Annotated in this window: 20 protein-coding genes; 6 read left to right on the forward strand and 14 right to left on the reverse strand. The window is 70.1% G+C overall.

Features of this window, described 5'->3' with window-relative positions; genetic code table 11:
• Positions 1 to 7: 7 nt before the first annotated feature.
• The 5 genes from ABMQ42_RS17965 to ABMQ42_RS17985 all read right to left on the reverse strand — a co-directional run bounded on the left by ABMQ42_RS17965 (position 8) and on the right by ABMQ42_RS17985 (position 4829).
• The gene (locus ABMQ42_RS17965; protein WP_349724399.1) at positions 8 to 472 is read right to left on the reverse strand and encodes a hypothetical protein; all 465 of its coding nucleotides are present in this window, start codon (positions 470 to 472) and stop codon (positions 8 to 10) included.
• On the reverse strand, positions 462 to 1082 hold the full coding sequence (locus tag ABMQ42_RS17970; protein ID WP_349724400.1) for an RNA polymerase sigma factor: 621 nt from the start codon (positions 1080 to 1082) through the stop codon (positions 462 to 464). The genes ABMQ42_RS17965 and ABMQ42_RS17970 overlap by 11 nt, the downstream gene beginning before the upstream one ends.
• Before the next feature lie 156 nt (positions 1083 to 1238).
• Entirely contained in the window at positions 1239 to 3404 is a 2166-nt protein-coding gene (gene glgX / locus ABMQ42_RS17975; protein ID WP_349724402.1) for a glycogen debranching protein GlgX, read from the reverse strand.
• Between the two features lie 80 nt (positions 3405 to 3484).
• Positions 3485 to 3973: a glutaminase gene (locus tag ABMQ42_RS17980; RefSeq protein WP_349724403.1), complete on the reverse strand. Its 489-nt coding sequence runs from the start codon at positions 3971 to 3973 to the stop codon at positions 3485 to 3487.
• Positions 3974 to 4118: 145 nt separating this feature from the next.
• Positions 4119 to 4829, reverse strand: coding sequence for a GTP pyrophosphokinase (locus ABMQ42_RS17985; protein ID WP_349724404.1), 711 nt, complete (start codon positions 4827 to 4829; stop codon positions 4119 to 4121).
• 195 nt (positions 4830 to 5024) lie between these two features.
• On the opposite strand from ABMQ42_RS17985, the gene ABMQ42_RS17990 reads away from it, so the two are divergent.
• Both ABMQ42_RS17990 and ABMQ42_RS17995 read left to right on the forward strand, forming a co-directional pair.
• Positions 5025 to 5750, forward strand: a complete 726-nt coding sequence (locus tag ABMQ42_RS17990; RefSeq protein ID WP_349724405.1) for a TetR/AcrR family transcriptional regulator — start codon at positions 5025 to 5027, stop codon at positions 5748 to 5750.
• Positions 5747 to 7372 carry an MDR family MFS transporter gene (locus ABMQ42_RS17995; RefSeq protein WP_349724406.1) on the forward strand — a complete coding sequence of 542 codons (1626 nt, stop codon included), beginning with the start codon at positions 5747 to 5749 and terminating at the stop codon, positions 7370 to 7372. The genes ABMQ42_RS17990 and ABMQ42_RS17995 overlap by 4 nt, the downstream gene beginning before the upstream one ends.
• Positions 7373 to 7584: 212 nt before the next feature.
• On the opposite strand, the gene ABMQ42_RS18000 is transcribed toward ABMQ42_RS17995, so the two are convergent.
• The 8 genes from ABMQ42_RS18000 to ABMQ42_RS18035 all read right to left on the reverse strand — a co-directional run bounded on the left by ABMQ42_RS18000 (position 7585) and on the right by ABMQ42_RS18035 (position 17348).
• Positions 7585 to 8226, reverse strand: coding sequence for a TetR/AcrR family transcriptional regulator (locus ABMQ42_RS18000; RefSeq protein WP_349724408.1), 642 nt, complete (start codon positions 8224 to 8226; stop codon positions 7585 to 7587).
• A gap of 38 nt (positions 8227 to 8264) precedes the next feature.
• Positions 8265 to 9458 (reverse strand): glycoside hydrolase family 1 protein, encoded by a 1194-nt coding sequence (locus ABMQ42_RS18005; RefSeq protein ID WP_349724410.1) that lies wholly within the window; start codon positions 9456 to 9458, stop codon positions 8265 to 8267.
• The gene (locus tag ABMQ42_RS18010; RefSeq protein ID WP_349724412.1) at positions 9455 to 10966 is read right to left on the reverse strand and encodes a family 20 glycosylhydrolase; all 1512 of its coding nucleotides are present in this window, start codon (positions 10964 to 10966) and stop codon (positions 9455 to 9457) included. Before ABMQ42_RS18010 ends, ABMQ42_RS18005 begins: the two co-directional genes overlap by 4 nt.
• A complete protein-coding gene (locus tag ABMQ42_RS18015; RefSeq protein WP_349724414.1) occupies positions 10963 to 11799 on the reverse strand; it encodes an ATP-binding cassette domain-containing protein in 837 nt (278 codons plus the stop codon). Before ABMQ42_RS18015 ends, ABMQ42_RS18010 begins: the two co-directional genes overlap by 4 nt.
• Entirely contained in the window at positions 11796 to 13595 is a 1800-nt protein-coding gene (locus ABMQ42_RS18020; protein ID WP_349724415.1) for a dipeptide/oligopeptide/nickel ABC transporter permease/ATP-binding protein, read from the reverse strand. Before ABMQ42_RS18020 ends, ABMQ42_RS18015 begins: the two co-directional genes overlap by 4 nt.
• The gene (locus ABMQ42_RS18025; protein ID WP_349724416.1) at positions 13592 to 14533 is read right to left on the reverse strand and encodes an ABC transporter permease; all 942 of its coding nucleotides are present in this window, start codon (positions 14531 to 14533) and stop codon (positions 13592 to 13594) included. Before ABMQ42_RS18025 ends, ABMQ42_RS18020 begins: the two co-directional genes overlap by 4 nt.
• 58 nt (positions 14534 to 14591) lie before the next feature.
• The gene (locus tag ABMQ42_RS18030; protein ID WP_349724418.1) at positions 14592 to 16124 is read right to left on the reverse strand and encodes an ABC transporter substrate-binding protein; all 1533 of its coding nucleotides are present in this window, start codon (positions 16122 to 16124) and stop codon (positions 14592 to 14594) included.
• Positions 16125 to 16349: 225 nt separating this feature from the next.
• A complete protein-coding gene (locus ABMQ42_RS18035) occupies positions 16350 to 17348 on the reverse strand; it encodes a LacI family DNA-binding transcriptional regulator (protein WP_349724420.1) in 999 nt (332 codons plus the stop codon).
• A 201-nt stretch (positions 17349 to 17549) separates the two neighbouring features.
• On the opposite strand from ABMQ42_RS18035, the gene ABMQ42_RS18040 reads away from it, so the two are divergent.
• From ABMQ42_RS18040 to ABMQ42_RS18055, 4 genes are read left to right on the forward strand one after another with little or no spacing between them, the layout of a single operon-like run.
• Positions 17550 to 18842 (forward strand): ABC transporter substrate-binding protein, encoded by a 1293-nt coding sequence (locus ABMQ42_RS18040; RefSeq protein ID WP_349724421.1) that lies wholly within the window; start codon positions 17550 to 17552, stop codon positions 18840 to 18842.
• 26 nt (positions 18843 to 18868) lie between these two features.
• Positions 18869 to 19864, forward strand: a complete 996-nt coding sequence (locus ABMQ42_RS18045; RefSeq protein ID WP_349724453.1) for a carbohydrate ABC transporter permease — start codon at positions 18869 to 18871, stop codon at positions 19862 to 19864.
• Entirely contained in the window at positions 19861 to 20736 is an 876-nt protein-coding gene (locus ABMQ42_RS18050) for a carbohydrate ABC transporter permease (protein ID WP_349724422.1), read from the forward strand. Before ABMQ42_RS18045 ends, ABMQ42_RS18050 begins: the two co-directional genes overlap by 4 nt.
• Positions 20733 to 23039 (forward strand): beta-xylosidase/alpha-l-arabinosidase, encoded by a 2307-nt coding sequence (locus ABMQ42_RS18055; protein ID WP_349724424.1) that lies wholly within the window; start codon positions 20733 to 20735, stop codon positions 23037 to 23039. The genes ABMQ42_RS18050 and ABMQ42_RS18055 overlap by 4 nt, the downstream gene beginning before the upstream one ends.
• 67 nt (positions 23040 to 23106) lie before the next feature.
• Here ABMQ42_RS18055 and ABMQ42_RS18060 read toward each other — a convergent pair whose 3' ends face one another.
• A complete protein-coding gene (locus ABMQ42_RS18060) occupies positions 23107 to 23523 on the reverse strand; it encodes a hypothetical protein (RefSeq protein ID WP_349724425.1) in 417 nt (138 codons plus the stop codon).
• Positions 23524 to 23543: the final 20 nt, after the last annotated feature.

The raw sequence follows: 23543 nt of genomic DNA on the forward strand, positions 1-23543 counted from the left end.
CCGGAACTCAGATCTCGAACTGCGGGGTCTGGAACCAGCTCGCCTCTTCGTCGCGCGTGATCGCCAGCCGCACGCGGGTGAGCCCCGTGCGCACCCCGTCGAACGCGAACCGGCCGTGCTCGCCGACCTTGCTCTTCTGCTCGCGCTCGCCCTGCACCAGCCGCACCTCGTGGGCCGCGGCATCCACCCATCCGTCGATGCGGTGCTCACCGCCCTCCAGCGCGGTCACGTGCAGCAGCACGCTGGTCTTGCCGTCGCTGAACTGCAGCGTCGAGGTGTCGCTCTCGCCGCGCACCTCGGCGTACTCGCCCTCGACGAGGGTCAGCAGCGCGTACTCGCGGCTGAGGTCTTCGACCGCGACCGCCGCGACCATGCGGTCGATGAGCCCGGCGGGCAGCGGGTCGCGCTCTTGCCACGCGGCGCGCAGCTGCGCGAACAGCGCGGCGTCGGCGGCGAAGTCGTCAGTCTCCATATGCCGTCACCCCCTCGTCTCCGAGCAGCGCGCGGAGCTTGGCGAGGCAGCGCTGCCGGGTCGGGCCGATCGATCCGATGGGCATCGCCATGTCCTTCGCGATGCGCGCGTAGTCGGGCCGGTCGTCGAACGCGATGACCCGCAGCAGGCGCCGGCAGCGCTCGGCGAGCTGTTCGACCGCGGTCCACAGCCGCTGCGACGCGTCGCTGCGGGTGGCGGACGCCTCGGCCGACTCGGCCGACGGCAGTTGCGGTTCGAGCTCCTCGGTCTCGGTGACATCGGCGCGGCGCTGCGCTTTGCCGGCACGCCATGCCTCGCGGCGCGCACAGGTCGTGAGCCACCCCGACACCGCGCGCGGATCGGCGATCGTCTCGTGCCGGCGCACCAGCGTCAGCCACGTGGTCTGCACGACGTCTTCGGCGAGCGCGGCATCCACCCCGTACGCCCGCACGACGTGCCAGAGCGTCGGCGTCATCAGCCGCACGAGCTCGTCCATCGCGCGCGTATCGCCCTCGCGCCACTGCGCGAAGAGGGTGCCGGCGCGCTCCCAGCGCGGCGGCTCGCCGCCGGCCGGCGGATCGCCGGTCGCCGGTTCGTCAAGAGATGTCACATCGACAATTGTGGCCACATCCGGCAGAGGAAGGAAGGCGGGCCGCTGATACATGGCGTCCGCGGGGGTTTTCCGACGGGATGCAGGATGCCGCGGTGCGGCGCGTCAGGCGGCATCCCCTCCCGTGTGCTCGCCGGGGAGTCACACGGGCGGACGTCAGCGCGACGCGTCCGTCGCCTGCGCCACCGAGGCGGCGGCCGAGTGGTCGACGTCGGCGGTCTCGTCGCTGTGCGCGCCGAGCACGGCGAGCGCCCGCGCCTGCAGCGTGACGGTGCCGCCCGGCTCGACCGGATGTGCGCCGTTGCCGTGCGCGCCGGTCTCGACGAGCAGGTCCCAGCTCGGACTCGCCTTCACCTTCGGGATCGAGAAGTCGATCGCCTCGTCGCCCGCATTGAACAGCACGATGAAGTGCCGATCGTGGATGGCGCGGCCCCGGGCATCCCGCTCTCTGATCCCGTCCCCGTTGAGGAAGACGCCGATCGCGCGCCCGAAGCCCGACTCCCAGTCCTCGGGCTGCATCTGCGTGCCGTCGGGGCGCAGCCAGGCGATGTCGGGCACCGGGCCGCCCTCGTCACGACGGATCGGCCGGCCGTCGAAGAAGCGCCCGCGACGGAAGGTCCGGTGCTCGCGCCGCAGCCGCGCGAGCCTCGACGTGAACTCGATGAGGGGCCGGTCCGCGGCGTCCCAGTCCACCCAGGTCAGCTCGTTGTCCTGGTTGTAGGCGTTGTTGTTGCCGTGCTGCGTGCGGCCCAGCTCGTCGCCGTGCGAGAGCATCGGCACGCCCTGGCTGAGCAGCAGCGTCGCGATGAAGTTGCGCTGCTGGCGCGCGCGCATCGCCAGCACCTCGGCGTCGTCGGTCGGGCCCTCGACGCCGCAGTTCCACGAGCGGTTGTCGTTCGTGCCGTCGCGATTGTCTTCGCCGTTGGCCTCGTTGTGCTTCTCGTTGTACGAGACCAGGTCGCTCAAGGTGAACCCGTCATGGGCCGTGACGAAGTTGATGGATGCCACGGGCCGGCGCCCCGAGTGGGCGTACAGGTCGCTCGACCCGGTCAGCCGCGACGCGAACTCGCCGAGGGCCTGCGGCTCGCCGCGCCAGAAGTCGCGGACGGTGTCGCGAAACTGCCCGTTCCACTCGGTCCACAGCGGCGGGAAGTTGCCGACCTGGTATCCGCCGGGCCCGACGTCCCACGGCTCGGCGATGAGCTTGACCTGCGAGATCACCGGGTCCTGCTGCACGATGTCGAAGAACGCCGACAGCCGGTCGACCTCGTAGAACTCGCGCGCGAGCGTGGAGGCCAGGTCGAAGCGGAAGCCGTCGACGTGCATCTCGAGCACCCAGTAGCGCAGCGAGTCCATGATCAGCTGCAGCGTGTGCGGGTGGCTGACGTTCAGGCTGTTGCCGGTGCCGGTGTAGTCGGTGTACTTCGACGGGTCCTTCTCGTCGAGCTTGTAATAGGCGCGGTTGTCGATGCCGCGCATGCTGAGGGTGGGCCCGTTCTCGTTGCCCTCGGCGGTGTGGTTGTAGACCACGTCGAGGATCACCTCGATGCCCGCCGCGTGCAGCGCGCGCACCATGGCCTTGAACTCCTGCACCTGCTGCCCGCGCTGACCGGTCGACGAGTAGCCGTTGTGCGGCGCGAGGAACGCGATGGTGTTGTAGCCCCAGTAGTTCGAGCGGTCGTCGGCGGCACTGGGCGCGGTGAACTGGTGCACGGGCATCAGCTCGATCGCGGTGACGCCGATCTTCTGCAGGTGCGCGATGATCGCCGGGTGCGCGATGCCGCTGTAGGTGCCGCGGATCTCGTCGGGGACGTCGGGATGCCGCTCGGTCAGGCCCTTCACGTGGGCCTCGTAGATGAGGGTGTCGGCGTAGGGGGTGCGCGGGGAGCGGTCGCCCTGCCAGTCGAAGTACGGGTTGATGACCACACAGGTCATGGTGAGGGCGGCCGAGTCGCGCCCGTCGGGCGCGGTCGGATCGTCGGGGTCGCCGCCGTTCAACGCCGGGTCGTCGATGATCTGCCCCTCGACGGCCTTCGCGTACGGGTCGATCAGCAGCTTGGCCGGATTGAACCGCGCGCCCTTCGCCGGGTCGTACTCGCCGTGCACGCGGTAGCCGTAGCGCTGGCCGGGCCCGACCTGTGGCAGATAGGTGTGCCAGACGTAGCCGTCGACGTCGATGAGCTCGACGCGCACCTCGGCACCGGCGTCGTCGAACAGACACAGCTCGACGCGCTGCGCCCCCTCGCTGAAGAGGGCGAAGTTCGTGCCGTTGCCGTCGTACGTCGCTCCCAGCGGGTAGGCCGTTCCGGGCCAGGTGTCCACAGGCTCCCCCTCCTTGACCCGGTCAACGTTACCGCGGGCCGCCTATCGATCCCCTCCGCGGCCAGGTGGCGCGAGGCGGGTCAGGTGGCGCCGGGGGCGGGATGCCGCAGCAGCTCGACCCGCTCGTCGAGATAGGCGGCCAGGTCGCTCTCGCCGCCGGCGCGACTCCAGCGCACCCGCGGCATCCCCTCCACGACGCGCACCGGTCCCGACGCCTCGCCCCGCGCGATCGCCGCGAGGTCGATCGGCGCCCAGCCGATGTGCACGACCTCGCCGGGGGCGTATCCGCCGCGGAACGCAGCGCCGGCCAGCGCGTCGCGCTCGCGCTGCGACTCGGCAGTGAAGCCGCGCCGCACCTCCTCGCGGGCGCGCACGATCTCGCCCGTCGCGTACAGCGCATCGTCGGCCAGCAGCAGCACGCCCAGGTGCCAGGCGCCCACGCGCGGCACGATGCGGGGAGCCCGGGCCACCCCGAGCACCCGGCGCGGCTGCACGATCTCGCCCAGGCGCTCCTGCGGGGTGCCCGTGAGCCGCTGCCGAGCGTCATCCAGCAGCGCGGCGAGGTCCATCACGCCAGGGTATCCGCGCCGCAGGGTTCAGAACTCCGCAACTCTGCGCCCTTGCGGCGCATATCGGTGCCCTGCGGCTCCACGCGCACACGGTCTTGATGAGTTCTGAACAGCGCGCGCGAACAACACGGCCCGCGCCGGCTCCTCAGACGGTGATGACGCGGTCGCTGCCGGCCTGCGGAGCCTCGAGCTGCTTCTGGCCGCCGTGCAGCTCCTGGTGCAGGCGCTCCATGCGGGCGTCGAGGAGGGCGGCCGAGTCCGCGGCGTCCTTCAGCTCCACCAGCAGCTCGGGCGGCACCTGCGATGCGTACTTGTAGTAGATCTTGTGCTCGAGGCTGGCCCAGAAGTCCATCGCGATCGTGCGGAACTGCACCTCGACCGGCACGCTCAGCGTCCCCGTCGACAGGAAGACCGGCACCTCGATGATCGCGTGCAGGCTCTTGTATCCGTTGGGCTTGGGGTGGGCGATGTAGTCCTTGACCCGCCGCACCGAGATGTCGGCCTGCGCGGTCAGCAGGTCGAAGAGCCGGTAGGCGTCGGCGGTGAAGCTCGTGGTGATGCGGATGCCGGCGATGTCGGTGATGCGCGACCGGATGCTCTCGAAGTCGGGCTCGATGCCCTTGCGGGCGAGCTTCTCGACCAGGCTGTCGGGCGACTTCACGCGACTCGACACGTGCTCGATCGGGTTGTAGTCGTGCATGTACTGGAACTCGTCGCGCAGGATGTCGATCTTCGTCGAGACCTCCTGCAGCCCGAAACGGTACGGCAGCAGGAACCTCTGCAACTCATCGCGCACCGACCGCAGCTGCGAGGGCGAGACTTCCACGGGCTCATCGAGATCAGACGGGGTCTGCATAGCACTCACCGTACGGCGGGTGTCTGACAGTCAGGTCAGCATCGGGTGAGGGGATGCCACGGGCAGGCGCGCTGCGGAGCGCCCGGCACCACCCGGCCCGCGGCGATTCCGCGCGCCGCGGCCCCAAGCTGGGAATCATGCATGAATGCAATCTTGCATTTGTGCAATGAGTGGTGGCGGCGTGACAATCGTCCGGTGCCAGAAACTCCCGGACTGCGCGAGCGCAAGCGCGCCGACACGCGTCGCCGCATCGAGAAGGCGGCCGTCGACATCGTCGACGACCGCGGCCTCGACGCGCTCACGATCGACGCGATCAGTGAGCGCGCCGACGTCTCGCCGCGCACCTTCTTCAACTACTTCGACAGCAAAGAAGACGCCGTGCTCGGCCTGCGTCCCGAAGACGACACCCGCCGCACGGTGGCCGAGGTCGTCGACGAGGTGCCCGACGGCCCCCTGCCCGAGCAGGTCCTCGACCTGCTCGTGCGCGTGAGCGACGGGCCGGGGCTCGACCCCGACGTCCGCGATCGGCGGCACCGCGTCATCCACTCGTATCCGGCACTCCTGCAGCGGCACTTCCTGCACCTGGGACGCATGCTCGCACCCCTGACCGACGGCGTGGCGCAGCTGGTCGCGCGCGCCGACGGGACGGGGGTGGATGCCGCGGCAGCCCGCACCGGAACCCCCGGCGCCTCCGACACCCCCCGCTCGACGGGGCCGGCGGCCGCGTCGACCGACGAATTCGGCCTGCCCGCCTCGAACGGGCCGGCGGAGATCCTCCTCATGATGTGCGGAGCGGCTCTGCGCTCCACCATGCTCGATCTCACCCGAGAGCGGGCGGACCTGACCACCGACGAATCAGCCGCCGAACTGCGCATCCGCGCCGCGGCGATGCTGCGCGACACGATCGAAAGACTGCGATGAGCACGACAGAACCCGAAGCGGCCACCGAGCCGCATCACACCCGCAACATCCTCTTGGTGTTCGCGGGCCTCATGGTCACGATGCTGCTGGCATCGCTCGACCAGACCATCTTCTCCACCGCCCTGCCCACCATCGTCGGCGACCTGCACGGGGTCAATGAGATGAGCTGGGTCATCACGATCTACATCCTCGCCTCGACGATCATGCTGCCGGTCTACGGCAAGCTCGGCGACCTCATCGGCCGCAAGGGCATCTTCATCGGCGCGATCGCGGTGTTCATCATCGGGTCGATCATCGGCGGCTGGGCACAGGACATGACCTGGCTCATCATCGGCCGCGGCGTGCAGGGCATCGGCGGCGGCGGCCTCATGATCCTGTCGCAGGCGATCATCGCCGACGTCGTCCCCGCCCGCGAGCGCGGCAAGTACATGGGCATCATGGGCGGCGTGTTCGCGATCTCGTCGGTCGCGGGCCCGCTGCTGGGCGGATGGTTCACCGACGTCATCGGATGGCGCTGGGGACTGTGGATGAACATCCCGCTCGGCATCCTCGCCATCCTGGCCGCGGCCTTCTTCCTGCACCTGCCGGCGCATTCGAAGCGGAAGATGCGGCTCGATGTGTTCGGGATCGCGCTTCTGGCCCTGGCATCCACCGGCATCGTCCTGATCAGCACGTGGGGCGGTCACGATGCACCCAACGGCTATGCGTGGGACTCGCCGCAGATCATCTGGCTCATCATCGGCACCGCCGTCACCGCCATCGCCTTCGTGTTCGTCGAGCTGAAGGTGAAGGAGCCGGTCATGCCCATGCACCTGTTCCGCAAGCTGAACTTCAACCTGATGACGGCCGCCGGCCTGGCGATCGGCGTGGCGATGTTCGGCACGCTCGCGTACATCCCGACGTACCTGCAGATGGTCACCGGCGCCAATGCGACGCAGTCGGGTCTGCTGATGATCCCGATGATGGGCACCGTGCTGATCGCCTCGATCGTCTCGGGCGCGCTCGTGACCCGCACCGGCCGGTACAAGTGGGCGCCGATCGCCGGCACCCTGGTGACCGCGGGCGGCATGGTGCTGCTGTCGACCATGACCAGCGACCTGCCGGTCTGGCAGATGTGCGCGTACCTCGCGGTCATGGGTCTCGGACTCGGCCTGTGCATGCAGATCTTCGTCCTGGTCGTGCAGAACACGTTCCCGAACTCCGAGGTGGGCGTCGCGACGTCGACGAACAACTACTTCCGCCAGATCGGCGCATCGCTGGGCTCGGCGATCGTCGGCAGCCTGTTCACGACGCGTCTGATCGATCTGCTCGCCGACCGGATGCCCGCCGGCGCCGGCGGCCAGACCGGCGGGACGAACAGCCTCACGCCCGAGCTCGTGCACAAGCTGCCCGATGCGATTCGCGACATCGTGGTGGGTGCGTACAACGACGCGCTGACGCCGATCTTCCTGTACATCCTGCCGCTCGTGCTCATCGCCACGGTGCTCGTGTGCTTCGTCAAGGAAGAGCCGCTGAAGAAGACCATCGAGCGCGGCGACGTCACCGCCGAGAGCCTTGAGATCGACGGCTCGAACGCGGTGGCGGCCACGACCGGCGCGATCACGGTCCTCGAGAAGGAGTGACGGGGCGGGATGCCGCGGGCCTGGGCCTGCGGCATCCCGAACCCTCATGCGACCTCGCGAGATCCTGTGCGACCTCGCGAGGTCGCGTGTGTTTCCGCGAGGTCGCGCGTGTTTCCACGAGGTCGCGCGTGTTTCCGCGAGGTCGCGTGTCTTCTCGCGAGATCTCATGCGACCTCGCGAGATCCCGTGCGACCTCGCGACGTCGCGCGCGGTCAGGGGCGCGCGGAGACCACGCCGAGCAGGCGCAGGTACTCCCACACGTCGTCGACGATGAGGTTCGTGTCGGCGTTGTAGATCGACTGGATCTGCAGGCCGTCGGCGATCGCGATCAGGTGCTCGGCGGCCACCCGCGGCTCGACCCGCACGGCGTCGGCGGGCAGGTACGAGAACTCCTCCTCGAACCCCTGGGCGAGCAGCTCGACCAGCGTCCGGTAACGGCCGACGAAGTGCTCGTGCGCGGGGTGAGCCGGATCCGACGCCTCGGTCGAGATCTTCAGGAACAGCGGCACCGCGCCCTGCTCGCGGGCGTTGACCTCCAGGCGGTGGATCATCCAGCGGAGGGCCGGCGCGTGCAGCCCGCCGTACTCGGCATCGGCCTCATGGTCCGTGGCCAGGAACGCCGCCGCGGCCTCGCGCTCGATCTCGTCGCGGTGCACCATGAGCTCGGCGAGCAGCTCGTCCTTCGACGAGAAGTAGTGCAGCACCGTCACGTGCGTGATGCCGACCTCGGCGGCGATGTCGCGCAGGGAGACGGCCTGGTAGCCGCGCTCGCCGAACAGCCGGAACGCCGCGTCGAAGATGCGCTGCCGCGTCCGCTGTCCCTTGGTCAGCTTGCCCGATGCCGCGGTCGTCACGCGTCGATCGTATCCCGCGACCGCCGAGGCGCTCGGCGTCACGGCAGCTCGCGCGACCGCGCGACGGCGCCGAGCCACTCGAGCGACGGCTTGGGCGTGCGCACGAAGGTGTCGCGGTCGACGGCGACGAGGCCGAACGTGGGCTCCCATTGCCCCCACTCGTAGTTGTCGAGCAGGCTCCAGTGCAGGTAGCTGCGCACGTCGATGCCGTCGTCCATGCACGCGCGCAGACTGCGCAGTGCACCCGTCGTGTAGGCGATGCGCTGCGCGTCGTCGCGCGTCGAGATGCCGTTCTCGGTCACCAGGATCGGCACGCCCGGAACGATCGCCGCTGTGTGCCGTACCGCCTCGCCGAGCGCCTCGGGGCGGTACTCCCAGCCGTTCGAGGTACGGGGCACCTCGGGCGCCGGCTCGACGATCCCGTCCGGCCCGTAGACCACCCGGCTGTACGACTGCACCGCGATGAAGTCGTCGCCGATCGCCGCGCGCAGGAAGACGTCTTCGATGGCCTCGGAGCACGCGGCGGCCGCCTCCTCTCCCCCGGGCACCGACTGCACGTTCTGGTTGGCCACCGACCAGCCGACCGCGAGGTCGGGATGCTGCGCGCGCAGCTGCTCGTGCGCCGCATCGTGGACGCGGATCAGCGCGTCGGTCACCGCGGGGTCGGGGAGCGGCATCCCGCCCCCCAGCCCCTTCGTGAGGTCGACCTCGCCCGAGATGACCCGGTGCATGACCGCGATCATGTTCGGCTCGTTGATCGAGACCGCCGTGCGCACGCCCTCGTCGAGCACGGGGGCGACCTTCTCGAGGTAGCGGCCGAAGAGGTCGGTCGCGTCGTCGCGCAGCCACCCGCCGCCGACCTGGAACCACAGCGGGTTGGTGAAGTGATGCAGGGTCACGATCGGCTCGATGCCGCGCTCGTGCGCGCCGGCGACCATGCGCCGGTAGTGGTCGATCGCCGCGGGCGAGAACGCGCCCGGCTCGGGCTCGATGCGCGCCCACTCGACACTGAACCGGTAGGCGTTCAGCCCGGCGGCCGCGACGAGGTCCATGTCCTCCTCCCAGCGGTGCAGGCTGTCGCAGGCGCGCCCGCTGGGCTGCAGCCGCTCGGGCCGGGTCTGCTCGAACATCCACCAGTCGCTGGTCGTGTTGTCGCCCTCGATCTGGTGGGCGGCGGTGGATGCCCCCACCAGGAAGGAATCGGGAAGTCGCATGGTCTCGCTTTCGGTCATGGTCGGAAGATCTCGCGGGAGCGGTGGAAGGCGCCGAAGCCCAGGCGCTCCCAGACGGCGGTGGTGGATGCCGCGGCCGCCCGCACCCCGTCGCGGTCGGCGTCGCCCCACGCCTTCTGCGCGACGAACGCGAGGCGCGGCAGCAGCAGGGTGGCGGCGTCGTCCAGATCGCGCACGGTCTCGCACCACAGCGCGGCCTCGACGCCGGCGACGGTGAGGCCGTTCGCGGCGATGTCAGGCTGGGTCTCGGGCTGCCAGTCGAGGACCGACAGGCTCGGCGTCGGCTCGTATCCGGGATTGCCCAGCCGCTCCGCCGCCGCGCGCTGCGCGGCATCGATGCTCGGCTCGCTCGGCCGCCGGTCGAGGTAGAGCGGATCGCTCGACGAGACGATCACCCCGACGCCGGCCGCGCCCAGTCGCGCGGGGTCATGCGCCGACTCCGCCAGCAGCGGGCCGGCCTGCGCGACGAGCGCGCGGAACTCCGCCGGCACGGTGTCGGCGAGCTTCTCGGGGTCGAGCCGGTCGCGCTCGGCGATCCACAGCTGGCCGAGATCGCCGGGGCCGAGAGCGCCCGCGCGGCCCGCCTCCTGCCACCCGATGGGCGTGCGCCCCCGCGCGCGGATGATGCGGGATGCCGCGGCCACCGTGCGCGCGAAGCCCTCGGCGCTCGCGCCGAACGCCTCATCGCCGCCCAGGTGCAGGTGCGGCGAGGCGAAGTGCGCCGCCAGCTCGCCGAACGCGGCCGCCAGCAGCGCTTCGACACCGGGATCGTCGGTGTCGATCGCGGCGAGGAAGGGGTGCACGCCCTCGCGCACCGGCACCACGCGCGCCATGCGGGCGGGCACATGCCCGGGCACGTCGACCTCGGGCACGATCGTCACGAAGCGTGCGCGTGCATAGGCCTCGAGCGCGTCGAGGTCGGCCGCCGTGTACGCGTCGTCGTCGGCGAGCGCCTCGTACCCGGGCACCGCGAAGGTCCAGCCCTGGGTGTCGGTCAGGTGCAGGTGCAGCACGTTCATGCCGTGCACGGCGAGCAGGTCGATCACCCGGCACACCTCGTCGACGGGGAACCGCCGCCGCACCACGTCGAGCGACAGCCCCCGCCACGCATATCGCGGATGATCGTCGACCTCGAGCCCCGGCAGCGCCTCGCCGCACGCGGCCAGCAGCGTGACGAGACCGCGGAAGTGCCCCTCGGCGCTGCCCGCGGCAATCTCGAGCCGGTCGCTGGTGGGACGGATGCGGTACGCCTCGCTGCGCCCGCGCCGCTCGCCGGCGCGGGGATCCGCACCGAGCGCGGCGGGCGCCGGCACCGGCGCATCGACCAGCACCACGTCGGGCGCGCATCCGCCGGCCGTGACGGTCACCTCGAACGCCCTCGCGGCGAGCGCGGTGACCGCGTCGACGATCTCGGGGCGGGCCGCGGCATCCACCCGCAGCACCCGGCCGGGCAGGCGCCGCAGCGTGCCGTGCGCGACGGCCCGCACGGGCAGGGGCAGGCCGGTCATGCGACGGCCTGCTCTCGGAACTCGCGGTCGAACGCCTCGCGCCGCTCGCGCTGCCGCGCCGGGTCGACGACGGGCGCGGCCAGCAGCAGCTTGCGCGTGTACGGGTCGCGGGGATGCTCGGTGACCTCGGCGGTCTCGCCGTGCTCGACGATCTCGCCGTGGTGGATGACCGCGACCCGGTGGCTCAGGTGCCGCACGACGGTCAGGTCGTGCGAGATGAACAGGTACGCGACACCGGTGGACTCCTGGATCTCGGTGAGCAGCTCGAGCACCGCGCCCTGCGTGGTCAGGTCGAGCGCCGACACCGGCTCGTCGCACACGATGAGCTTCGGCTGCAGCGCCAGCGCCCGCGCGATCGCGATGCGCTGGCGCTGCCCGCCCGAGAACTCGCGGGGCAGGCGGCCGGCCGCGGCTCGCGGCAGGCGTACCCGGTCGAGCAGCTCGGCGATGCGGCGGCGCGCGGCATCTCTCCCCACTCCCTGCGCGATCAGGGGTTCTGCCAGCGTCTCGCCGACCGGCAGCGCGGGGTTCAGCGAGGTGTACGGGTCCTGGAAGACGACCTGCAGCTCGCGCGAGAGCGCGCGGCGCCGACGCCGGGTCGCGTGCTCGATGCGCCGGCCGTCGAACGAGATGGTGCCGGATGCCACGGGCACCAGGCCCAGCACGGCGCGACCGATCGTCGTCTTGCCCGACCCCGATTCACCCACCAGTCCGAGTGTCTCACCGGGACGGATGTCGAGGGAGACGCCCTTCAGCACCTCGACCCGGGGAGCGCGCAGCCCGCGCCCGGGGAACGACACGTGCAGATCGCGCACGTCCAGCAGCGGGGTCATGAGGCCTCCTCGATGAGGGCCGGGTCGCGCCACGGGGCACGGGTCACCGACTCGTCGGGCACCGATGCGACCAGGCGCCGGGTGTAGGGATGCCGCGGCGCGGTGAGCACCTGGGTCGTCTCGCCGGTCTCGACGATGCGCCCCTCGCTCATCACGCAGACGCGGTCGCAGAGGTCGGCGATCACGCCGAGGTTGTGCGTGACGATGAGCACGCCCACGCCGCGCTCGTCGCGCAGCCGGCGCAGGATGCCGAGCACCTCGGCCTGCACCGTGACGTCGAGCGCCGTGGTGGGCTCGTCGGCGATGATCAGCGCCGGGTCGGTCGACAGCGCGCCGGCGATGAGCACGCGCTGCGCCATGCCGCCCGAGATCTCGTGCGGGTACGAGCGGAACACCCGCTCGGGGTCGGCGATCTCGACGGCGCGCAGCAGGTCGAGCACCGTGCGCCGGGCGTCGGCGCGGCTCATCCCGCCGCCGACGCGCAGCGGCTCGGTCAGCTGCGAGCCGATCGTGAACGAGGGGTCGAGGTTGCTCATCGGCTCCTGCGGCACATAGCCGAGCGCACGACGGGCGCGGCGGGCGTCGTCGGCTGCGGCATCCACCACCTCCCGATCCGCGACCAGGATCGACCCCGACCCCACGTAGCCGTCTGTGGGGATGATGCCCAGGGCCGAGAACGCGGTCTGGCTCTTGCCCGATCCCGACTCGCCGACCAGGCCCACGATCTGGCCGCGGGCCACGTCGAGGTCGACGCCGTGCACGACCTCGATGTCGTCGCCCTCGCCCTGCCGGTAGGCGACCCGCAGCCCGCGGATCGACAGCAGATCGCCGCGGCCTTCGGCGGGCAGCTCGGCGCGCTCGGCGGCGCGCTGCGCCGCCATGGCACGACGGCGCGCGCGCCCGGGGGAGCGTGGCTCGCGGCCGCGGTCGTCGAGCGCGTCGCGGATGCCGGCGGCCAGCAGCACGAGCGCGGCGCTGGTGAGGCCCAGCGCCAGGCCGGGCCAGAGCAGCAGCAGCGGCGCGCGGTAGAAGTTCGTGAACGCCTCGTTGAGCATGGCGCCCCAGGTGGGGATGTTGCCGCTGCCGATGCCGATGAACTCCAGGCCCGCCTGCAGACCGATGGCGATGCCGCCCACGAGAGCGACCTGGATGATGACGGGCGCCCGCACCACGGTGAGCACGTGCCGGGCGATGATGCGCGCGTCCGACAGGCCCGAGACCCGGGCCGCGTCGACATACAGCTCGCCGCGCACGCCCGCGACGGCCCCGCGCACGAGGCGGAAGAACGACGGAGAGACGAGGAATCCGAGCACGATCATCAGCACCCAGACGGTGGGACCGAGCACGGCCCGCGACGCGAGCAGGATGATCATGGCCGGCAGCGACATGACGAGGTTGGTCATCCAGTTCGACACCGCGTCGAACCAGCGCCCGTAGTACCCGGCGACAAGGCCGGTGGGCACGCCGATCACGAGTGCGACGATCAGGGCGATGCCGGCACCGCCGATGGTGTTCTGCGCGCCGTAGATCAGGCGCGAGAGCACGTCGCGGCCGGCCGAGTCGAAGCCGAGCGGGTGGCCGGCCTGCGGCCCCTCGAACGCGTGGATGAGGTCGGCCTGATTGGCGCCGAACGGCGCGATCCAGGGGGCGAGGATCGCCACGAGGATGACGACCAGCAGCACCACGGCCGAGACGACCGCGAGCGGACGTGAGAGCAGCGCCCGCCAGACGCCGACGGGGCGGGATGCCTCGGCCTGTGCCAGACCGTCGGTGAGGACTGCGGCATCCTGTGTCATGACACCCTCGCCTTCGGGAGCAGCGCGCCGATCGCGAGATCGACGAGCAGGTTGATGATGACGACGCCGATCGCGGTGAGCATGACCAGGCCCATGATGATCGGGATGTCGCCCTGCGACGTGTACTTGATGGTCATCGACCCGATGCCGGGCAGTCCGAAGATCTGCTCGACGATGACGGCGCCGCCCAGCAGGCCGACGAACTGCAGTCCGAGCACGGTGAGCGCAGGGGCCGAGGCGTTGCGCAGCACATGCCGGAAGAGGATGCGGCGGCGCGGCAGCCCGCGAGTGGTCAGGGTGCGGATGTAATCGGAGCGCGACACCTCGATGACCGACGAGCGCACCTGCTGCGCGACGCCGGCCACGGCCGCGAGCGACAGCGAGATCACCGGCAGGGTGATGGTCGACAGCCATCCGGTGAACGAGGTGCTGATCGGCGTGTAGCCGACGGCGGGGAACCAGCCGAGCTTCACCGCGAAGACGATCACGATCACGATCGTGACGAGGAAGCCGGGCAGCGCGTACCCGGCGACCGAGAACACCTGCACGAACGTGTCGATGCGGCCGCGGCGGGTGCCCGCCCAGACGCCCAGCAGGTAACCGAAGACGGCGGTGACCAGGGTCACGCCGATCATGAGGCTGAGGGTGACCGGCAGGCGGTTGCCGATGGCGACGGCGACGTTCTCGCTGGAGAACCACGAGCGGCCGAAGTCGCCCTGCACCGCGTGGACGAGCCAGTCGAAGAACTGCACGAGGATGGGCCGGTCGAGGCCCAGCTCGGCGTTCTTGGCGTCGATGGCCTGCGGGGTGGCCTGCATGCCGAGCAGCTGGCGGCCGACGTCTTGATTCGGGATCGACAGCAGCACGAACGTCAGCAGCGCGGTCACCAGCAGCAGGGCGATGCTGCTCAACAGCCGGCGGATGAGGAAGCCGAGCATGGGTGTTCTCTCCGGGTAGGGATCGCGGCGGGGCCCGGATCGGCCCCGCCGCGACGGCTCACTTGCTGAGCGAGTAGTTGTAGATGGACGGGACGGCCATGCCGGCCTGCGGCACGGCGGTGACGCCGGGCACCGTGACGAGCTTGTACGTCATCCGGTAGAAGGGCACGAACCACGCCTGCTCGACGATGCGCTCGTTCATCTTCTGGTACAGCTCGGCGGTCTGGTCCTCGGGCAGCGACCGCGCCTGGGTGGCGAGCTGGGTGACCTCGTCGTCCATGGTGCCGAAGAAGTTGAACGTGCCGGGTGCGATCAGCGTCGAGTAGACGATCCAGTCGTTCGACGACTGGCCCATGTTCATGACCATGCCCGAGAACTTCTTCTCGACGAAGATCTGCTTGAGGGCGGACGCCGAGTCCACATCGGCCCACGTCAGCTTCACGCCGACCTTCGCGAAGTCGGTCTGCAGGGCGCTCGCGATGTTGTCGGTGACGATCGAGGTCAGCCGCGGCAGCGTGAGCTCGAAGCCGTTCGGGTAGCCGGCGTCGGCGAGCAGCTGCTTCGCCTTCTCGGGGTCGTACGTGTAGTAGTCGTCGAGCGACTTCTCGTAGCCCTGGCTGTCGACGCCCCACACCTGGCTGGTGACCTGTCCGCGGCCGTCGCGCACGACCTTGAGCAGGGTCTCGCGGTCGAGCGCGTAGTTGAGCGCCTGGCGCACCTCCGGCTTGGCCAGCGCCGGCGTCAGCGCGCCGCCGCGGTCGAACAGCAGGATGCCCTGGAAGTCGAAGGGCACGTCCTGGAAGGCGAGGTCCTTGTCCTGCTCGGCGGCCAGCTGCTGGTCGGCCGTCTGCAGCAGCGCCGAGTCGATCTGGCCGGTCTTCAGGCCGTTGACGACGGCGTTCTCGTTGTCGAACACCTGCATCGTGACCGTCGAGAAGTCGGGGGCGTCGCCCCAGTAGCCCTTGCGCGCGTCGTACACCCAGGTGGTGCCGATCGCGGTCTTGTCCTTGTCGAGCACGTACGGGCCGGTGCCGTCGGGGGTGGTGACCAGCGCGTCCTTCTGGTCGAAGTCCGACGGGTTGGCCATGAGGCCCGCCGAGTCGGAGAGGTAGAACAGCAGGCCGGGGTTGGGCTGTTGGAGGGTGAGAGTGAGATGGGTGTCGTCGACGGCGTCCACCGTGATGCCGGCCAGGTTCGCGGCATCCGGTCCCCCGCTGTCACGGAACCGCTCGAGGTTCGCCTTCGCCGCCTTCGCGTCGAACGGGGTGCCGTCGTCGAAGGTCACACCGGTGCGCAGCGTCATGCTCAGCACCGTCTGGTCGTCGTTGTACGACCACTCGGTCGCCAGCATCGGCTTGTAGTCGCCGTCGGGCGTGCGCAGCACGAGCGTGTCGTACACCGCCTGGAAGAACGGCAGCGCGCTGCCGGTGGCGTCTTTCGGGTCCAGGCTCTGCGGCACGGTCATCGTCGCCAGGCGCAGGGTCTTGTCGTGGGTCGACGCGCTCGCATCGGCGCCGCCGCCCGCGCAGCCCGAGAGCAGCAGCACCGCTGCCACTGCGGCGCCGAGGGCGCCGAGAACTCTCTTGTTCATGTACAGACTCCGTTGTGTGTGTGGATTGCAGGCGCCCCGGGTCGAAGCGCGCGATCAGTATGCCACATTTTCTACCACTTGGTAACTTTTCTCCCGCGAGGTCGCACGGGATCTCGCGAGGTCGCACGGGATCTCGCGAGGTCGCGCCGCACCCGGTCGAGCACCACTCCGCGATGATGGGCAGCCCGGCTCAAGGCCGACGGTCCTCTGCGAGGGGCGACGGGGTCAGCGCAGGCGCGCGGTCGTCGCGCGCACCACGAGTTCGGTCGGCAGCTGCACGCGGGTGCGCTCGGGCTCCCGACCCTCGATGAACCCGAGCAGCATGCCGACGGCGGTCTCGCCGAGCTTCTGCATCCGCTGTCGTACGGTCGTCAGCGCCGGCGTGAACTGCGAGGCGTCCGGCACATCGTCGAAGCCGACGACCGACAGATCCTCCGGCACGTCGAGGCCGAGTTCGGCGGCGACGCGGATCACCGCGATCGCCGAGATGTCATTGGCGGCGAACACCGCGGTCGGCCGGTCGCTGCGCGACAGCACCGCCCGCGCCGCTTCGCGCACCGTGTCGTCGCGATAGCGCCCCACACCGATGAGTGCCGGGTCGACCAGGATGCCCGCCTCCCCCAGCGCCTTGCGGTACCCGGCCTCACGAGCGATCGACGAGCGCAGGTCCGGGCGCCCTGCGACGAAGCCGATGCGCGTGTGACCGAGCTGCGTGAGGTAGCGCACGGCCTGCAGCGCACCGCCGAAACTGTCGGATTCGACGACGGGCAGGTCTGCGGGCCCGGTATGCGGGTCGATGGCGACGACGGGCACGTCGGCCGTCACGTTCACCACCGACGGCGTGACCATGATCGCACCGTCGATGAGCGTGCCCGACAGGCGGCTGAGCGAGCGCCGCTCCCACCCGTCGCCGGGCGCCTCGCGCGCGCCGCTGTAGGCGAGCAGGTCGTAGCCCGTCTCGCGCAGACCGGTCGCGACGCCCTTGAGGATCTCGGCACTGAAGGGCTCGAAGTCCGCGACGAGCACGCCGATGACGCCGGTGCGCCGAGAGCGCATGCTGCTGGCGATCAGGCTCGATTCGTACCCCAGCTCACGCACGGCGGCGAGCACGCGCTCGACCGTCACCGGCGAGACCCCATACCGGCCGTTGACGGCCTTTGAGACGGTGGAGACGGAGACCCCCGCCGCCGCCGCCACATCATGGATCGTCGCGCGTCGCTGCATCGTCGTCAGCATAGATGAAAAACGTTTTCGAAAACGTTTGACACGTATTTGTTGTGCTGTGAAACTTTCCGAGTCCGGATCCCTCCCCGGGCAGGAGCGGCAAGGACCGACGCGACCTGCGCCCGGCCCCTGCGGCAACACAGCACACCCATGCGTGCCTCGATGCACGAGGCACCACTCAACGACGAGAGCAGGAATGACATGAAGGCCAAGAAGATCCTCGCCGGATCGGCTGTCCTCGTGGCGGGCGCCCTCGCGCTCAGCGCGTGCTCGGGCTCGAGCGGCGACTCGGGCGACAGCGGCGGCAACGTCGAGATGACGTTCTGGAACAACGCGAGCACCGGCCCCGGCAAGACGTACTGGAACGACACGATCAAGGACTTCGAAGACGCCAACCCGGGCGTGACGATCAAGGTCCAGTTCATCCAGAACGAAGACATGGACGGAAAGCTGCAGACCGCCCTGAACTCGGGCGCCGCGCCCGACATCTTCATGGCCCGCGGCGGCGGCAAGCTCGGCGACGTCGTGAAGGCCGGCCAGGTGCAGGACCTCACCGACAAGATCACCGATGAGACGAAGGCCGCACTCGGCGACGCCGTCTTCAAGGCGTTCACGGTCGATGACAAGATCTACGGCATGCCGGTCTCGGTTCTGCCCGGTGGTCTCTTCTACAGCGCGGACATGTTCAAGGCCGCCGGCATCACCGACACTCCGACGACGATGGATGAGCTGAACGCCGACATCGCCAAGCTCAAGGCCAACGGCTCCACCGCCGTCGCCGTCGGTGCGAAGGACGCCTGGCCCGCCGCGCACTGGTACTACTTCTTCGCGCTCCGCGAGTGCTCGGAGGACGTCATGAACCAGGCCGCGTCATCCCGCACCTTCTCCGACAGCTGCTGGCTGAAGGCCGGGCAGGACCTCGCCGACTTCGCCGCGACGAAGCCGTTCAACGAGGGCTTCCTCACCACCTCGGCGCAGCAGGGCGCCGGCTCGTCGGCGGGCATGCTCGCCAACCACAAGGCCGCCATGGAGCTCATGGGCGCCTGGGAGCCGGGCGTCGTGCAGTCGCTGACCCCCGATGAGAAGGCACTCGCCGACCTGTCGTGGTTCCCCTTCCCGTCGATCGACGGCGGCCAGGGCGACCCGAGTGCCATGATGGGCGGCGTCGACGGGTTCTCGTGCTCGATCAACGCCCCGAAGCAGTGCGCCGACTTCCTCAACTTCATCGTGCAGAAGAAGTACCAGGAGGGCTACGCAACCGCCTACGGAACCCTGCCCGCCAGCAAAGACGCGACCGACGTCGTCACCGACCCGTCGCTCAAGTCGGTGCTGAAGGCCTACGACGACGCGTCGTACGTGATGCTGTGGCTCGACACCATGTACGGCTCGAACGTCGGCAACGCGCTGAACGTCGCCGTCGTCAACATGCTCGCCGGCAAGGGAGACGCGCAGGCCATCGTCGACGCCGTCAACTCCGCCGCGGCCAAGTCGTAAGGCCCCGACCGATGGCATCCGTCACCATGAAGGCGACCCGCGTGGATGCCGCGCCCGCCGACCGGGCGGACGGAGAGAACACATCTCCGTCCGCCCGGCGGCGCCGCCGCGGCATCGGCTGGGCCGCCCGGATCGAACTCATCGTCCTCATCGCGCCCGCGCTGGTCGTCTTCCTCGCGTTCGTGATCTTTCCGGTCGCGATGGCCGCGTACTACGGCTTCTTCAGCTGGAACGGCTACGGCCCCGCCACCGACTTCGTCGGCCTGCGCAACTACGTCACGATCTTCACCGACCCGACCTTCCACGACGCGCTGTGGCACAACGGCGTCATCGTCGTGCTGTCGCTGGTCATCCAGGGGCCCGTCGCCCTCGGGCTCGCCCTGCTGCTGAACCGCAAGATGCGCGGGCAGTCGCTCATCCGGGTCCTCATCTTCATCCCCTACGTGATCGCCGAGGTCGTCGTGGGCATCGGCTGGAGCCTGATGCTGCAGACCGAGGGCGGCCTGAACGGCCTGCTCGAGAAGGTCGGGCTGGGCTCACTGGCCTCGGACTGGCTCGCCGATCCCAAGCTCGCGATCTGGTCGCTCGTGGGCATCCTCACCTGGAAGTACGTCGGCTTCGCCGTCATCCTCTTCCTCGCCGGCCTCCAGGGCATCCCCGAGGAGCTCTCCGAAGCCGCCGCGATCGACGGCGCCTCGTTCTGGCAGGTGCAGCGCCACATCGTGCTGCCACTGCTGGGGCCGACGATCCGCATCTGGGCGTTCCTGTCGATCATCGGCTCACTGCAGCTGTTCGACCTCGTCTACATCATCTGGGGCCAGTACGTCGCCTCGACCGCCGGCACGTCGACGATGGCGACCTACATGGTCGTCAACGGCCGCAACGCCGGCAGCTACGGGTACGGCAACGCCGTGGCCGTCGTCATGTTCGTCATCTCCCTGGTCATCGCGCTGCTCTACCAGCGCTTCGTGCTGCGCCGCGACACCGAGGGAGCACTCACCGGAGGGAAGAAGAGCCGATGACCGCCGTGACCTCAACCGCCGTCCGCCCCACGGCACCCCAGCGCCCCCGACGCCGCATCACGTGGAGCAAGCCGGTGATCTACTTCATCGCGCTGATCCTGGTGGCCGCGATGCTCGCGCCGGTCGCCTACATCGTGATCGGCGGGTTCCGCACGAACTCGGAGATCTCGCAGGATCCGGCGGGACTGCCCACCGTCTGGCATGTGTCGAACTACCTCGACGTGCTGAGCAGCGAGGTGTTCTGGCGCGAGGCGGGCAACTCCGTCATCGCGGCCGTGGCCACCACCCTTCTCGTCGTCGTGCTGGGTCTCATGGCCAGCTTCGCGCTCGCGCGGTACTCGTTCCGCGGTCGCGGGCTCATCTACACGCTGTTCACCGCGGGGCTGATGTTCCCGATCACCGTCGCGATCACGCCGCTCTACATCCTCGTTCGCTCGCTCGGTCTGATGAACTCGCTCGCCGGCGTCATCATCCCGCAGGTCGCCTTCGCCCTGCCGATGACGATCGTGATCCTCGTGCCGTTCCTGCAGGCGATCCCCGCTGAGCTGCAGGAGGCCGCCTCGATCGACGGATGCGGACGCCTGGGCTTCTTCTGGCGGATGGTGCTGCCTCTGTCGCGTCCCGGAGTGGTGACCGTCGGCATCCTCGCCTTCATCGCGAGTTGGAACAGCTACATGCTGCCGCTGTTCATCCTCAACGACGACACGTCGTTCACGCTGCCGCTGGGCGTGCAGGCGTTCTCATCGCAGTACTCGATGGACACCGCGAAGGTCCTCGCCTTCGTCTCGCTGTCGATGCTGCCCGCGCTGATCTTCTTCAGCATCTTCGAGCGCCGCATCGTCGGCGGCCTGACGGGGGCGGTCAAGGGATGAGCCCGACGGCATCCGAGCGCGTGCGCGGCATCCTCGCCGCGATGACGCTCGACGAGAAGATCGCGCAGCTCGTCGGATTCTGGGTCGATCAGGGCGATGACCTGGTCGCGCCCATGGCCGGTGAGATGGCGACCTCGACGCGTTACGACGAGGCCATCGTGCACGGCATCGGGCACCTGACGCGCGTCTACGGCACACGCCCCGTGGACCCGGTCGAGCGTGCGGCGTGGCTGTGGGAGCAGCAGCGCCGCCTGCGCACGCAGACCCGGCTCGGGATCCCCGCGATCGTCCACGAGGAGTGCCTGACGGGCCTCGCCGCCTGGCAGGCGGCCACATTCCCGACGCCGCTGGCCTGGGGGGCGTCGTTCGACCCCGATGCGGTCGCGCAGATGGCCGGAACGATCGGCGCCTCGATGCGGGAGCTCGGCATCCACCAGGGGCTCGCACCCGTGCTCGACGTGATCCGCGACCCTCGCTGGGGCCGCGTCGACGAGTGCATCGCCGAAGACCCATACGTGGTCGGCACGATCGGCACCGCTTACGTACGCGGACTGCAGGATGCCGGAGTCCACGCCACTCTGAAGCACTTCGTCGGCTACTCGGCGTCGCAGGCCGGCCGCAACCACGCACCCGTGCACGTGGGCACGCGAGAGCTCGCCGATGTGCTGCTGCCCCCCTTCGAAATGGCCGTGCGCGACGGCGGAGTGCGCTCGGTGATGAACTCGTATGCCGAGATCGACGGCCTGCCCGTGGCATCCACCCCCGCCTACCTCACCGGGATCCTGCGCGACGAGTGGGGCTTCGAGGGAGCCGTGGTCTCCGACTACTTCGCGGTCGCGTTCCTGCACACGATGCATGCAGTGGCCGTCGACCGCGGCGAGGCCGCGGCACTCGCCCTCGAGGCCGGCGTCGACGTCGAGCTGCCCACGGGTGACGCGTTCCTCGAGCTCGCCGACCGCATCGCCGACGGGCGCACCGATGAGACGCTCGTCGACCGGGCCGTCCTGCGCGTACTGGCGCAGAAGGAAGAGCTCGGCCTGCTCGACGACGACTTCGCCCAGCCGCCGACATCGGTCGACCTCGACTCTCCCGCGCATCGCGCCGCCGCCCGCGTGCTCGCCGAGCGATCGATCGTGCTGCTGCGCAACGACGGGGCCCTGCCGCTATCGACGACCGCGCGGCGCATCGCCGTGCTCGGGCCGAACGCCGCCGCCCCCGAGGCGCTCATGGGCTGCTACTCGTTCGCGAACCACGTGCTCGCACACCATCCCGAGACGCCGCTGGGCTTCGAGATCCCCTCCGTGCTCGACGCGTTGCGCGCAGAGCTCCCCGATGCGCGGCTCGTGCACGTCGCTGGCTGCGAGGTCGAGGGCGACGACCGGACGAGGGTGGATGCCGCGGCCGCTGCCGCAGCCGAGGCAGACGTCGCAGTGGTCGTCGTGGGTGATCGCGCGGGCTTGTTCGGGCGCGGAACCGTCGGCGAGGGCAATGACGTTGAGAGCCTCGACCTGCCCGGTGTGCAGCGCGAGCTCGTCGAGGCCACGATCGCGACCGGGACGCCCGTCGTGCTCGTGGTGCTGTCGGGGCGCCCGTACGCGCTCGACTGGGCGCTGCAGCGCGACGCGCCTGCGCCGGCTGCTGTCGTGCAGGCGTTCTTCCCCGGCGAAGAGGGCGGGCCGGCGATCGCCGGCGTGCTGTCGGGCCGGGTCAACCCCTCGGGGCGGCTGCCCGTGTCGCTGCCGCGCTCGGCGGGCGCGCAGCCGTACACCTACCTGCATCCGATCCTGGGCGGGCCGACCGAGGTGACCAGCGCCGACTCGACGCCGGCGGCGCCCTTCGGCTTCGGCCTGTCGTACGCGTCGTTCGCCCACGAAGCGCTGCAGGTCTCCGACGCGGTGCATGCAGGCGACGCGTTCACCGCGACCGTGCGGGTGACGAACACCGGCGACCGAAGCGGCGCCGACGTCGTGCAGCTGTACGCGCGAGACGTGTATGCGAGCGTCACGCGTCCGGTCGCTCAGCTGCTCGGATACCGGCGCGTCGAGCTCGAGCCGGGGGCGTCGGCCGACGTCACGTTCACCGTGCCCACGCAGCGTCTGGCGTTCACCGGGCGCGACGGCGTGCGCATCGTCGAGCCCGGCCACGTCGAGCTCTGGGTCGGACCGTCGTGCGAGGAGCACGAGACGAGCGCCGTGATCGAGATCACCGGCGACGTGCACCGCGTGACGCCCGGTGACCCGCGTCTCGTCGACGTCGCGGTATCGGAGATCACCACCGACGCGGCCCTGGTGCCGACGAAGTGACGCCGGCGCGACACGGTGCGCGCCACGGGCAGAGCCCAGGGCCGCGACCCGCCTGCGGCATCCCGTCTCAGTCGACGACGGTCACGGTGCTGCGCACCCCGTCGGTCACGATGACGACCTTCGCCGGCATGGCTCCACCGAGCTCGGAGACCGGGAAGGAGTACATCGTCGACGTGAGGTCGGCCGTGCACGCGGCCCCGCCCTTGCTGTCGGCGGCGAACGTGATCACCGGCACGGCAGCGCCGGCATCGATACCGGTCGGCGTCGGCCGGCAGGACGAGCTGCCCCACACCACGACGATGAGCGCATCCGCACCGTGTGCGAGGGCGAGCGGCGTGCCCATGTCTTCGGGCGCGATGCTCGCGATCGGCGCATCCGTCGGAAACGCCGTGACCCGCTCGTAGCTCACGCCCGCCGCCGAGCAGCCGGCAAGGGCGCCGGCGAGCGCCACCGTGCCCACCACGAGTCCGACGAGCCTGCGCATGCCGCCTCCGACCTTTGCGC

The organism is Microbacterium sp. KR10-403 (assembly GCF_040196215.1).
Lineage (GTDB): Bacteria > Actinomycetota > Actinomycetes > Actinomycetales > Microbacteriaceae > Microbacterium.